The 12,662-nt window shown below is 70.2% G+C and carries 9 protein-coding genes; 5 read left to right on the top strand and 4 right to left on the bottom strand.

Going from position 1 to position 12,662, the window contains the following annotated elements:
• Positions 1 to 46: 46 nt before the first annotated feature.
• On the bottom strand, positions 47 to 2,446 hold the full coding sequence (locus AB0C12_RS38985) for a ricin-type beta-trefoil lectin domain protein (RefSeq protein ID WP_360555664.1): 2,400 nt from the start codon (positions 2,444 to 2,446) through the stop codon (positions 47 to 49).
• Between the two features lie 230 nt (positions 2,447 to 2,676).
• On the opposite strand from AB0C12_RS38985, the gene AB0C12_RS38990 reads away from it, so the two are divergent.
• The 3 genes from AB0C12_RS38990 (at position 2,677) to AB0C12_RS39000 (ending at position 7,285) form a co-directional block, all read left to right on the top strand.
• The gene (locus AB0C12_RS38990; RefSeq protein ID WP_360555665.1) at positions 2,677 to 4,149 is read left to right on the top strand and encodes an arabinofuranosidase catalytic domain-containing protein; all 1,473 of its coding nucleotides are present in this window, start codon (positions 2,677 to 2,679) and stop codon (positions 4,147 to 4,149) included.
• 32 nt (positions 4,150 to 4,181) lie between these two features.
• Positions 4,182 to 5,516 (top strand): ricin-type beta-trefoil lectin domain protein, encoded by a 1,335-nt coding sequence (locus AB0C12_RS38995; RefSeq protein WP_360555666.1) that lies wholly within the window; start codon positions 4,182 to 4,184, stop codon positions 5,514 to 5,516.
• A gap of 251 nt (positions 5,517 to 5,767) precedes the next feature.
• The gene (locus tag AB0C12_RS39000) at positions 5,768 to 7,285 is read left to right on the top strand and encodes a ricin-type beta-trefoil lectin domain protein (RefSeq protein WP_360555772.1); all 1,518 of its coding nucleotides are present in this window, start codon (positions 5,768 to 5,770) and stop codon (positions 7,283 to 7,285) included.
• Positions 7,286 to 7,287: 2 nt separating this feature from the next.
• Here the strand turns inward: AB0C12_RS39000 and AB0C12_RS39005 are convergent, their stop codons facing one another.
• A complete protein-coding gene (locus AB0C12_RS39005; protein WP_360555668.1) occupies positions 7,288 to 7,923 on the bottom strand; it encodes a DUF998 domain-containing protein in 636 nt (211 codons plus the stop codon).
• 29 nt (positions 7,924 to 7,952) lie between these two features.
• Here AB0C12_RS39005 and AB0C12_RS39010 point away from each other — a divergent pair, with 29 nt between their 5' ends.
• Positions 7,953 to 9,089: a glycosyltransferase gene (locus tag AB0C12_RS39010; protein WP_360555669.1), complete on the top strand. Its 1,137-nt coding sequence runs from the start codon at positions 7,953 to 7,955 to the stop codon at positions 9,087 to 9,089.
• Between the two features lie 59 nt (positions 9,090 to 9,148).
• Positions 9,149 to 10,438: an SGNH/GDSL hydrolase family protein gene (locus AB0C12_RS39015; RefSeq protein WP_360555671.1), complete on the top strand. Its 1,290-nt coding sequence runs from the start codon at positions 9,149 to 9,151 to the stop codon at positions 10,436 to 10,438.
• Between the two features lie 2 nt (positions 10,439 to 10,440).
• Here the strand turns inward: AB0C12_RS39015 and AB0C12_RS39020 are convergent, their stop codons facing one another.
• Together AB0C12_RS39020 and AB0C12_RS39025 are read right to left on the bottom strand one after the other, a co-directional pair.
• Positions 10,441 to 10,947: a DUF3455 domain-containing protein gene (locus tag AB0C12_RS39020; RefSeq protein ID WP_360555672.1), complete on the bottom strand. Its 507-nt coding sequence runs from the start codon at positions 10,945 to 10,947 to the stop codon at positions 10,441 to 10,443.
• 163 nt (positions 10,948 to 11,110) lie between these two features.
• Complete coding sequence (locus AB0C12_RS39025; RefSeq protein WP_360555674.1) at positions 11,111 to 12,460, bottom strand: cellulose binding domain-containing protein; 1,350 nt, start codon at positions 12,458 to 12,460, stop codon at positions 11,111 to 11,113.
• Positions 12,461 to 12,662: the final 202 nt, after the last annotated feature.

Below are 12,662 nucleotides of genomic sequence, written 5' to 3' on the forward strand. Positions count from 1 at the left end.
GGGACGGGCCCACGCCGTGGCGGCGTGGGCCCGTCCGGTCAGCTGATCAGGAGGGGCGGGTCCACTGCTGGTTGGTGCCGCCGTGGCAGGCCCAGAGGTTGATCCTGGTGCCGCCGGCGGTACCGGCGCCGGTGGCGTCCAGGCACAGTCCGGAGGCGACACCGGTGATGGTGTTGCCGGCGTTGAGGTTCCACTGCTGGTTGGGCTGACCGTTGCAGTCCCAGATGATGACGGCGGTGCCGTTGCTGGTGCCCGCCCCGGAGGCGTCCAGGCACTTGTTGCCGTAGACCGTGAGCTGCTTCGACGCGGTGTAGGTCCAGGTCTGACCGCCGGCGCCCGTGCAGTCCCCCAGCTGGGTCTGGGTGCCGTTGGCGGTGGCACCGCCCGGCACCTCGATGCACCGGCCGGACTGCACGCCGACGATCCTGGTGCTCTGCGGGCTGCCGCCGCTCTGCGGTCCGGCGGCTGCCATCACGGCCTGGGCGCCCGCGGGCCAGCTGCCGTTGGTGACCGTGACGTTGTTGTTCACCACGTTGCCGCGGTCGCCGTTGGTGATGTTGGTGCTGCCGTTGGTCGTCCAGTTGCCGGTGACGGTGAAGTTGCCCATGTTCTCGCCGCCCCAGTAGTTGGCCGTGGCCCAGGTGCCGACGTTGTTGAAGACGTTGCCACTGGCGGTGTAGTACTTGGAGCCCTCGTCGAAGTAGAGCCCGAACCAGCCGTTGATCCGCTGGCAGTGGTTGCCGTCGATCCGGGCGCCCGGGTTCCAGGACAGCGTGTAGATGCATCCGCCGTCGGTCATCTGCTGCATCACGTCGTGGATGTAGTTGCCGATGAGCCGGTTGTTCGAGGCGGTCGTCGCCGTGGTGTACCGCGGCTGGTAGTTGTACAGGCCCCGGTTGGCGTACTGGTTGCTGCCGCCCGGCTCGTTGGCGCCCCAGCCGAAGCCGATCGACATGCCGGAGTACGGCATGTTGTAGACCTCGTTGTGCGACATGGTGGCGTTGGTGACGTAGGTCGTCAGGGCCGACACGTTGCCGCGGTACTCGACGCCGAGGTCGTGGATGCGGTTGTTGCTGATCGTGATGTCGCGGTTGATCATCCGCTGGTCACCGGGGTGGTGCGCGTCGGCGCGGACGCCGCCCACGACGATGCCGCCGGCCGAGCTGCGGGCGATCTCCGAGCCGGTGACCGTGATGTTGCTGGCGCCCAGGCCGACCCCGCTGGCGTGGGCGTTGGCGTCGTTGCCGATGCCGATGGCCATCTGGCCCAGGTTGACGAACTGCGAGCCGCTGAAGGTGATGGTGTTGGCCGCGGAGACCTGCACGGCGGCGGGCATCTGGTTCCAGTGCGGCCGGGTGGCCTCGAACTGGGTGCACCCCTCCTGGCAGGCGCTCAGGGCCGGCCAGTTCCAGTTGCCGGTCAGGTAGGCGCCGGTCTGCTGGTCCGCGTAGCCCTGGTTGCCGCTGGCCCCGAGCCAGCTGGTGCCGGTGAAGGTGATCCCGTTGAACGTGACGTGGTGGACGGGGGCGTCGTAGGTGCCACCGATGGTCACCAGGGACTGCAGCGTCGGCAGTTCCACGCTGAGGTTGCTCATGGTCTGGCCGGCCGGCGGCGCGTAGTACAACGTGCCGGTCCCGGAGTTGAGATACCACTCGTTCGGCGAGTCCAGGAACTCGTACGCGTTGGTGAGGTACATCGGACCGGCCCGGTGCGGGGTGGTGAAGGTGTCGTAGCCGAAGGTGTTGTTGTTCCAGCTGGGCTGCTGCATGGTGATGAAGTTGCCGCTGATGCTCTGCACCGAGACGTACCGGTCGGTGAACGAGGCGACGCTCTCCAGCTGGATCCGGTTCTGGTTGGCCAGGTTGTTGAGGTAGCTCAGCGCCCCGTTGGTGAACCGCAGGCCGGTGCTGCTGGCGGTGAAGTCCGACCGGTTCACACTGGTGCGCGCCCGGGTGGCGATGGCCCCGTTGACGTAGAGCTGGCGGCTGTCGGTCCCGGCGCCCACGTTGGCCTGCCAGATGTTGCGGCCGGCGTCGGCGAGGGTCCAGCCGGTGACCGCCCGCGCTCCGCTGATCGCCGGCCGGGCCGACGGCGCCGCCCGCCAGACCACGGAGTGGCCGTTGGTGCCCGAGTCCTCGGCGGTCAGCCGGAACGGCGCCGACAGGCGGTACACGCCGTCGGCCAGCTGCACCACGATGTCGTCGGACATCGCGTCGTTCAGCGATCGCACGGCGGCCTGGGCGCCCGTCAGTGAGCAGGGCTGGGCGCTGGAACACGCGGTGCCGGAGCCGGTGGGGGAAGCGTAGAGAGTGGTGGGCGCGGCCAGGGCGGGGGTCGCCCCGGCGACGGTCACCACCGCGGCGGCCACACCCGCCGCGGCGAATCCGGCCAGCACCTTTCTGCGCAGCGTGGACGGCACGGGCATCTCCTCGGGTCGGGGGCTCATCGCGGCGCGATCGGCGCAGAGTCGCAGCATATGACGTATGACGTTTGCTGCCGCCGACGTTAAGGCGGCGTTTCCACCATGTCAAGCGACCATTGTCGATGCGTAAATCCCGCTGCCGCCGGAGATCTCCGGCCCAAAATGTGTAATGAAATCGGGCCGGACGAAGTCGTATTGACATCCGCCGATTTGTGTACCCATGCTGGCGAACCAACAGCACCGGGAGGCCATTCATGGTCGTTTCCAAACGGCGCCGACACCTCGGACAACTGTTCGCAGCGGGCGTCACCCTCGCGTTCACCCTCGTCGCCGGCACCGCGGCCGCCGCGACCCTGCAACCGGGACAGAGCGCCCCGATCGTGGGCACCCAGTCCGGACGCTGCCTGAGCGTCACCGGCTCCGGCAACGGAACCCAGGCCCAGCTGCGCGACTGCTCCGGCGCCGCCGGCCAGACCTGGACCTACACCGCGTCCAAGCAGCTCATGGTCTACGGCAAATGCCTGGACGCCTCCGGGGCGGGCACCGCCAACGCCACCCCGGTCATCATCTGGGACTGCAACGGGCAGGCCAACCAACAGTGGACGGTCGCCTCGAGCGGCACCATCAGCGGCGTGCCCTCCGGCCGCTGCCTGGACGCCAACGCACAGGGCACGGCCAACGGCACCACCATCATCCTCTGGGACTGCCACGGGCAGAGCAACCAGCTCTGGGACTCACCGGCCGGCCCGACGCCACCGACCGGCGCCGGCCCCTGCGACCTCTATGCCTCCGGCGGCACGCCCTGCGTGGCCGCCCACAGCACGACCCGCGCGCTCTACGGCTCGTACAGCGGCAACCTCTACCAGGTACGGCGCTCGTCCGACAACACGACGCGGAACATCGGCCCGCGGGCCGCGGGCGGCACCGCCGACGGCACCGCCCAGGATGCGTTCTGTGGCGGGACCACCTGCGTCATCACCGTGGTCTACGACCAGTCCGGCCGCGGGAACGACCTCTGGTACCAGGGTTCCAGCGTCGTGCCCGGCTCGACCCAGAGCCGCCCGGCCACCGCGACCTCCGAATCACTGACGGTCGGCGGTGCCAAGGCGTACTCGCTGTTCATCAACCCCGGCAACAGCTACTGGCGCGACGGCCACCTGACCGGCGTGCCCACCGGCAGCGCCCCCGAGGGGATGTACGCGGTGCTCAGCGGCACCCACGTCAACAACGGCTGCTGCTTCGACTACGGCAACAGCGAGACCACGCGGGCGGCCGACGCGGCCGGGGCCATGGACGCCATCAACTTCGGCACGCAGTGCTGGTTCGGCGGCTGCTCCGGCACCGGCCCCTGGGTCCAGGCGGACCTCGAGTGGGGCCTATACCCCGGCGGCAGCCAGTCCTGGAACCCGAACCAGCGGGCCTTCACCAGCAAGTTCGTCACGGCGACGCTCAAGAACAACGGGACGTCCCGCTTCGCCATGAAGGGCAGCAACGCCCAGTCCGGCAGCCTCTTCACGCTGTACGACGGAGCCCTGCCGCCCGGCTACAGCCCGATGAAGAAGCAGGGCGCCATCATCCTCGGCAGCGGCGGCGACTGCTGCAAACCCGGGGGTGGCGCCAACCTCAGCGCCGGCACCTTCTACGAGGGCGCCATGGTCGCCGGCTACCCGAGCGACGCGACCGAGAACGCGGTCCAGGCCAACGTGATCGCCGCCGGCTACCGCTGAACCGCCCATCCCCCACGAGGAACGGAGCACCCATGCGACAAAGCACCGATCGTCATCGGTGGCGAGCGCTGCTGGCCACCGCCGCGACACTCGTCTGCGCCGCGGCCGGCGTCACCGGCATCGGGCCCGCCCCGGCGCACGCGGACGTCACCACCCTGGCGGCGAGCAGCGGCTGCGGCAAGGCGCCGACGCTGACCAGCGGCTCGCGCACGATCCAGACCAGCGGCAAGAACCGCACGTTCATCCTGCGGATCCCCGACAACTACGACAGCAACCACCCGTACCGGCTGATCTTCGGGTTCCACTGGAACGGCGGCACCGCCAACGACGTCGACTCCGGCGGGACCAGCGGCTACCCGTGGTCGTACTACGGGCTCCGGGCGCTGTCGAACAACAGCACGATCTTCGTCGCCCCGCAGGGGTTCAACAACGGCTGGGCCAACTCCGGCGGCGAGGACCTGGTCTTCGTCGACGACATGATCCGGCAGATCGAGGCCGGCGTCTGCGTGGACACGACGCAGCGCTTCGCCGGCGGTTTCAGCTACGGCGGGGGCATGAGCTACGCCCTGGCGTGTGCCCGTCCCACGGTGTTCAAGGCGGTCGCCGTCTACTCCGGCGGGCAGCTCAGCGGGTGCAGCGGCGGCACCCAGCCGGTCGCGTACATCGGTCTGCACGGGCTGCGGGACCCGGTTCTGAACATCTCGCAAGGCCGCTCGCTGCGCGACAGGTTCGTCCGGAACAACGGGTGCACCGCGCAGAACCCACCCGAGCCCGCGCAGGGCAGCCTCACTCACATCGTCACCACGTACGCCGGCTGCCGGGCCGGATATCCGGTGGCCTGGGCCGCGTTCGACGCCGGGCACACCCCCGGCCCCGTGGACGGCTTCCCCGGCGACTTCGAACCCGGCGAACGGTCCTGGACCAGGGCGGTGGTGTGGAACTTCTTCACCCAGTCGCAGGGTCCCGGCCCGGATCCGGATCCGGAACCGACCGGCTTCCGGCTGCGCAGCGAGTCCGCCGGCCGGTGCCTGGACGTCAGCGGCGGGAACTCGGCCAACGGCACGGTGACGCAGATCTGGGACTGCCAGAGCACCGCCAACCAGCAGCTCAGCCAGAACGGACGGGAACTGCGGGTGCTGGGCAAGTGCCTGGACGTGGCGCCGAACGCGGCTGCCGGCACCCGGGTGCAGATCTGGGACTGCAACGGCGGCGCCAACCAGCAGTGGAACGTCAACAGCAACGGCACGGTCAGTAACGCGCAGACCGGGCTGTGCCTGGACGTCACCGGCGCCGGCACCGCGAACGGTACGGCCGTCGTCGTGTGGGGCTGCCACACCGCCGCCAACCAACGCTGGGCCCGCGCGTAATTGTGTTATGCGCAGCGGCATTCAGAAGTCGCAGCGGTCGTAACAAATTCTCACTCTTGAATGCCTGGAAACATTCTGGCAACCTTGTGAATCCGGATGTTAACGTTCACTTCTGAACAGGTCGGTAATCGATGAGAGCTCTGAAATCCTTGCTCGCGGCCGGACTCCTGGTGCTGTCGGGCACGGCGTTCGTCGCTTCCGCAGCGACGCCGGCGCAGGCCCTGGACAACGGGGTGGCCCGTACCCCGCCGATGGGCTGGAACAGCTGGAACACGTTCTTCTGCAACATCAGCGAGTCGTTGATCCGGGGGATGGCCGACAGCATCGTCAGCACCGGCATGCGCGACGCGGGCTATCAGTACGTGGTGGTCGACGACTGCTGGATGAACCCCAACCGCGACGGGAGCGGCAACCTGCAGGCCGACCCGACCCGCTTCCCCAGCGGCATGAAGGCGCTCGGCGACTACATCCACAGCAAGGGTCTCAAGTTCGGCATCTACCAGGCGCCGCTGGACAAGACCTGCGCGCAGTACTTCGGCTCGTACCCGGGGGCGACCGGCAGCCAGGGGCACGAGGCCCAGGACGCCCGGCAGTTCGCCGCCTGGGGCGTGGACTACCTGAAGTACGACTGGTGCTCGCCCAGCGGCAGCATCAACGACCAGGTCACCACGTTCGCGAAGATGCGGGACGCGCTGGCCGCGACCGGGCGGCCGATCCTGTACAGCATCAACTCCAACAGCATCCACTCCAAGACCGGGCCGCAGCGCAACTGGGGCGATGTGGCCAACATCTGGCGCACCACCGAGGACATCCAGCTGGTCTGGAGCACCAACCAGGTCAACGACTACCCGATGGGTGTCCAGAACATCATCAACGTGAACGTGCCGCTGGCCGGCTACGCCAAGCCGGGTGGTTTCAACGACCCGGACATGATGGAGGTGGGCCGGGGCACGCTGACCGACACCGAGCAGCGTTCCCACTTCGCCATGTGGGCGATCATGGCGGCGCCGCTGATCGCCGGCAACGACATCCGCAACATGACCGCCGCCACCCAGACCATCCTGAAGAACCCGCGGCTCATCGCGATCAACCAGGACACCCTGGGCCTGCAGGGCGTACAGGTGGCGGGCGACAGCAACCAGCGGGTGCTGGCCAAGCGGCTGGCCAACGGCGATGTCGCGGTGGCTCTGTTCAACCAGAGCGGCGCCACCCGGACGATCTCCACCACCGCCACGGCGGTCGGCAAGACCGGGTCGTCGTCGTACAACCTGGTCGACGCCTGGAGCGGGGCCACGACCACCACCAGCGGCACGATCAGCGCGAGCGTGCCGGCGCACGGGACGGTCGTCTACCGGGTCAGCGGGGGCACCAGCGGTGAGCCGCCGGTGCCGACCTCGAACAGCCTGGTCAGCACCTCGTCCGGCCGCTGCCTCGACGTGCCGAACAGCAACACCGCCAACGGCACCCAGCCGGTCATCTGGGACTGCAACGGGGCGAACAACCAGAAGTGGACCGTGTCCGGTCAGGCCCTGCAGTCGCTGGGCAAGTGCCTGGACGCGCCGACCGGGGCCACCGCGGGAGCCAAGGCGCAGCTCTGGGACTGCAACGGCGGCACCAACCAGCAGTGGACCTTCCAGAGCAACGGCACCATCCGCAACAACCAGTCCGGGCTCTGCCTCGACGTCAACAACAACCAGACCGCGAACGGCACGCTGACGCTGCTGTGGACCTGCACCGGCGCCACCAACCAGCAGTGGACCCGGCGCTGACGTCACGACCGGCGGGCACCGATCCGGGTGCCCGCCGCTTGCCGGCTCCGGGCGAGGCCGATACAGCACAGGGCGATCCAGCCGAGTCCGGTGAACAACGCGGCCCGTTCGAACACCCCGCTCGGACTGCCCGGCAGCACCTCACCGTCGTCGAGCAGCACGAGCACACTGGCCGCCACGAACGACACCGCCATGGCCGCCGCGACCACCCGGGCCCCCCGCCGCGGTCCGACGCCGGCCACGGCGGCGATCCCCGCGACGCCCAGCGTGACGGAGATCAGCTTGTGGATCAGCCCGCGCGCGGTGTGCTCCTCGGGGACCCCCGGCGGGAAGCCCAGGCCGGCGTCGGTCCGGATCAGGGCGAGGGCGACAAAACAGAGCCCGCACCACAGGATCAGGACCACCGTCCGCCCGGTGGCCCGCCGGTGCAGCCCGAGGGCGCCCAGGATGAGCCAGAGGCCACAGGTGGCCAGATTGACCGTGCCGTACCAGCCGTGCGGTCCGAGCGAGAGCTGACTGATCCAGTTGCGCGTCTCGTCGTAGCCGGGCCGGGTGTGGCCGTCCACTGTGCTCACGACGATCATCTGCACCGCGGCGAGCACGCCGAAAGCCGGTAACAGCCGCCGGCCCCGGTTCATCGCGCGAGCCTACGGGCAAGATGCGAGCCGTGCGGATCGCCCACTTCTGCGACAGCCACGCCGGACGGCCGGACGGCGTAGCCCGGTCGGCCGAGCTGACCGTACGGCTGCTGCGCGCGGCCGGGCACAAGGTGGACTTCCACCGCCCCGATCCCCTGCTCAGCCCCCACGGCGTCCGCTCGGTGCCGGTGCCGTTGCGCCAGGTACGCGTGGGTCTGCCCTTCACGCCCGCACCCGCCGACCTCGTGCACGCGCACAGCACCGGGCCGATCGGGATGACCGGGTTCCGGGCGGCCGCCGACTGGGGCGTGCCGCTGGTGATGACCTGGCACACCGACCTGCTGGCGTACGCCGACCTGTTCGCCGAGATCCCGGTCGGAGCCGCGTGGTGTGCGGTGCGCCTGGGCCTGGGCTGGTCGCCGCGGGAGTTCCTGGAGCTGACCCGGCCCGGAGCGGTACGCCGGCGCCGGCTGGTCGCGCTGGGCCAGGCCATGTTCGCGCGGATGGCGGTGGCCATCGCTCCCTCGGACAAGGCGGCGGCGGGCTTCGCCCCGTTCCGGCCGGCCGCCGAGATCTGCGTGCTGCCCACCCCGGTCCCCACCGTCGCACCCCGTCCGGCCCGTACCGGTGCGAACGTCGTGCTGTCGGTCGGCCGGGCCACCGCCGAGAAGAACCCGGAACTGTTGCTGCGGGCGTACGCCCGGGTGCGCGCGGCCCGGCCGGACGCCCGGCTGGTCCTGGTCGGGGTGTCCCAGCAGCGCCGGCACCTGGCCCGCCGGATCACCGCGCTCGGGCTGGACGGCCACGTCCAGGTGGTTCCGCCCGTGCCGCACGACGCGGTCGCCGGCTTCTACCGGGCTGCCGACGTGCTCGCGTTCGCCTCCACCACCGACACGCAGAGCCTGGTGCTGGCCGAGGCGGAGGCGGCCGGGCTGCCGGTGGTGGTGGCCGATCCGGAGCTCGGCGTCCGACCGGGAGCCGTCGGGGCCGCGCGCTTCACCTGCGCACCGACGCCGGACGCGTTCGCTGCCGCGCTGCTGCGCATGCTGGACGACGACGCCTTGCGGGCCCGGGTGGCCAGGGATGGGCTGGCGGCTGCGGCGGCGTACCCGCCGGAAGTGTTCCTGCGGCGACTGGAAGCGATCTATTACCGGGCCCGCTCTTGACACATCGACGACCGGCGATGTGCAATGCGCTGACAACGATGTCAACGGCAGGGAGCCCGATGATTTTCCGGCGTTTGACCATGGCCGTCCTGCTGGCGGCCGTCACCGGCGCGCCCGGCCCACTGTCCGCGCCCGGCGGCGCGCCCGAGGCGGCCGCATCGGCCGGCACGGCCGGCAAAGCCGCGGCGGCCGACCCGGTGCGGATCATGCCTCTGGGTGCCTCCATCACCTGGGGCACCTCCTCCACCGACGGCAACGGCTACCGCGAGGAGCTGCGCAAGCATCTCGCCGGCGACGCCGGGATCGCGGTCGACTTCGTCGGATCGCAGCAGTCGGGCACGATGACCGATCGCGACAACGAGGGCCATCCCGGCCTGCGCATCGACCAGATCGCGGCCGGCGTGGACGCCTGGCTGGCCGCCGCCCGGCCCGACGTGGTGCTGCTCAACGTCGGCACCAACGACACCCTGCAGAACTACGACCTGCCGAACGCGCCGGCGCGGATGCGCGACCTGCTCGACCGGATCGTCGCCGCCCGGCCGACCGCCGCCGTGGTGTTCTCCACGCTGGTCCCCTCGGGCAATCCCACCAACGACAGCCGGGCGCGGACCTTCAACGCCGCCCTGCCGGCCATCGCCGCGGCGCAGGTCGCCGCCGGGCACAACGTCCGGCTCGTCGACCTCACCAGCACCCTGACGGCCGCCGACATCGGCCCGGACACCATCCATCCCACCGACGGCGGATACGTCAAACTCGCCAATCTCTGGCACACCGCTCTGCGTCCGGCCCTGGGCGCCGGCCGGGCCTGGCCACTGTTCCGCACCGACTTCGGCGATGCCGCGCAGCCCACCTGGACCAACAGCGTCCACGCGAGCGTGAACGTCGGCGGCTTCTGCTGCGGCCTGACCGCCATGGAATCCGCCCGCCGGGCCGAGACCGCGCACGGCGGCACGTACGCCCTCATGTACTCCGGCAACGACACCAGCGCGACGCAGTCGTACTCGTACAACAAGGTCTTCGACGTCCACGTCCCGATCGCCGCGGACACGACGCTGTCGTACTGGATCTACCCGCAGTACCCGGCCACCTCGGTCGCGCTCGACCTGTTCCTCACCGACGGCCGCAGCCTGCGGGACTCCGGCGCGACCGACCAGTCCGGGGTCCGGGCTCACCCGCGGTTCCAGGGCCAGGCCGGTCACCTGCGGCTCAACGAGTGGAATCTCGTCCGGATCCCGCTGGGTGCCCTGGCCGGCGGCACCGTCGACCAGATCTGGATCGGGTACGACCAGCCCGACACCACCGGCCTGTTCCGCGGCTACGTCGACGACATCGACATCGTCAGCGGCTGAGCTCAGTTGCCCCAGAAGATGTAGTTGGCGTGGTAGGGCACGCTCGCCTTCTGGCCGTCGGTGCAGGCGGTGGCCGGGGCCACGCCGCCGAAGGTGTTCATCCGCTGGATGTGGGTGACCGTGCTGAGCATCCCCGACCCGGACCGGGTCCTGACCTCCAGCAGCAGCTCCGGGATCGCGCCCGGCACCGGGGAGTTGGCCACCGGGGCGGCGGTGATCAGCGAGCCGTCCGCCTCGGACTGCCAGGTCGGGCCGCCGAAGTGGTGGATCTTGCGGTTGGCCCCGTCGAACAGGCCCGCCTCGGGGACCGACGAGCCGGTGAACCTGCCACCCGTACAGGTGTAGGTCTGGGTCCCGGTGCCGACCACGAACTGGCCGATGATCCGCAGGCCGGCCGGCGGCTGCAGGGACGGGGCCTCGGCGGCCGAGGCCTGGTAGGTGACCGCGGAGACGCCGGCCGTGACGACAGCGGCCGCGGTGAGGGCGATTTTTCTCTTGAGTGTGGGCACGTGTACGAGTACGCGGCTGCGGCCGTCACCGATGGGTGGCTGCCCGCAAGGGCGCCGAACGTTGCCCGATGAGCCCGCCGGAGGGAACGCCCGATGCGAACGTGCGGTGGCTTGCGCGGCCCACAGCACGTTCGCATCGGACTTTCCCCGGATGAGTGTGGCTTCAACTGGTGACGCAGGGAACTCCGTCGAGGGCGAATCCGGTCGGTGCGGCGCTGTTACCGGTGTGCCCGGCCTGGAAGCCGAGGCTGACCGACCCGCCGGCGGCGACCGCGCCGTTGTAGCTGACGTTGCGGGCCGTCACCTGCCCGGACGTGGGGCTGTAGGTGGCGTTCCAGCCGCCGGTGATCGTCTGCCCGGCGGCGAGGCTGAAGCTCAGCGACCAGCCGTTGACCGCGGTCGTGCCGGTGTTGGTGAGGGTGATGTCGGCGGTCAGCCCGGTGTTCCAGGCGTTGACCTTGGTGGACACCCGGCACCCCTGGCCCGCGGGGTTGCTGGGGCCGGGGCTGCTGGGCACCGGATCGCTGGGTACCGGGCTCGAGGGCGCCGGGCTCGAGGGCCCCGGGGTGGTGCTGATGGGCGAGGTGGCCGGCCCGAACTGGCTCAGGAAGCGCCAGACCTCGCCGGTCGTCCACGTGGTCGCGGTGTTGGTGCCGCCGCCGTCGGCGGGCTCGGGCGTGTGGTCGCCGTCGAAGGCGGCCCACTGCACCGGATACCCGGCCCGGCACCCCGCGTACGCGGTGGTGATGTGCCGCCCGCTGCCGTTCGGGGGCTCCGGCGGGTTCTGCGGGGTGCAGCCGTTGACCCGTACGAACGTGTCACGGATCTGCCGTCCGGAGCTGATGTTCAGCACGCTGTCGTGGGTGCCGTGGATCCCGAAGTAGGCGACCGGCTGGGTGCCGCCGGCGCAGCCGCTGAGCTGAGCACCCGAGTACGCCACGACCGCGCGGAAGATGGCCGGCCGGGCGCAGGCCAGGGCGTAGCTCATCGAGCCGCCGTAGCTCCAGCCGAGCGCGAAACGCTGGGTGGTGTCGACGCAGAGGTCGTTCTCGACCACCCGCAGGATGTCGTCGACCAGGGTCGCGTCCCGGCCGTTGGTGTTGGCCCACCCGGCGTCCAGGCCCTGCGGGGCGATGAAGATCGCGCCGTTGCCGGACGCCCGCTGCTGGCCGTAGAAGGCCCACGCGGCGCCGGCGGCACCGCCCCCGGCGGCCACGTTCTGCGCGGAGCCGTTGAGCCAGTGCAGCCCGACGAACAGCCGGTACTTCAGGGTCGGCTGGTAGTTGTCCGGGATGCGCAGGATGTAGGTGCGGGACTGGCCGCCGCTCTGGATCGTGTAGGTGCCGTTGCGCAGCGTCGGCGTCTTGCCGCACCCGGCGGTCGCCGCCAGCACGGTGGGTCCGCCGGCCGCGACGGTCCCGGCCGAGGCCGCGACCACTCCGGCCCCGACCAGGAGCGCAGCGGCGGCCAGGACCACGCCCACCATCGACGGGATCCGTCTTCTGCTCGCCATCGCTTCACTCCTCGCTGATTGCGCACGAATATGAACGCAGGTTACGGGAGCGCTCCCATGCATTCAAGAACTTCACTGGCAAATAGTTAATCGACCTGCGCCGCGCGTTCTCGTAACAGTTTTTCGACGGCGATGTTCCCCTTATTCGGAACCGCTCTATTGCTGCGCCGGAAGTCGTGTTAGCTTTCCTCGCGCTCACCAG

The sequence above is a fragment of the Actinoplanes sp. NPDC048967 genome (genome assembly GCF_040649415.1).
Lineage (GTDB): Bacteria > Actinomycetota > Actinomycetes > Mycobacteriales > Micromonosporaceae > Actinoplanes.

What these genes read in the sequence shown, in the direction of transcription:
- AB0C12_RS38985 (WP_360555664.1), bottom strand. Translation starts at nt 2,446, where the DNA reads ATGAGCCCCCGACCCGAGGAGATGCCCGTGCCGTCCACGCTGCGCAGA.
- AB0C12_RS39025 (WP_360555674.1), bottom strand. Translation starts at nt 12,460, where the DNA reads ATGGCGAGCAGAAGACGGATCCCGTCGATGGTGGGCGTGGTCCTGGCC.
- AB0C12_RS38995 (WP_360555666.1), top strand. Translation starts at nt 4,182, where the DNA reads ATGCGACAAAGCACCGATCGTCATCGGTGGCGAGCGCTGCTGGCCACC.
- AB0C12_RS39015 (WP_360555671.1), top strand. Translation starts at nt 9,149, where the DNA reads ATGATTTTCCGGCGTTTGACCATGGCCGTCCTGCTGGCGGCCGTCACC.
- AB0C12_RS39005 (WP_360555668.1), bottom strand. Translation starts at nt 7,923, where the DNA reads ATGAACCGGGGCCGGCGGCTGTTACCGGCTTTCGGCGTGCTCGCCGCG.
- AB0C12_RS38990 (WP_360555665.1), top strand. Translation starts at nt 2,677, where the DNA reads ATGGTCGTTTCCAAACGGCGCCGACACCTCGGACAACTGTTCGCAGCG.
- AB0C12_RS39000 (WP_360555772.1), top strand. Translation starts at nt 5,768, where the DNA reads ATGGGCTGGAACAGCTGGAACACGTTCTTCTGCAACATCAGCGAGTCG.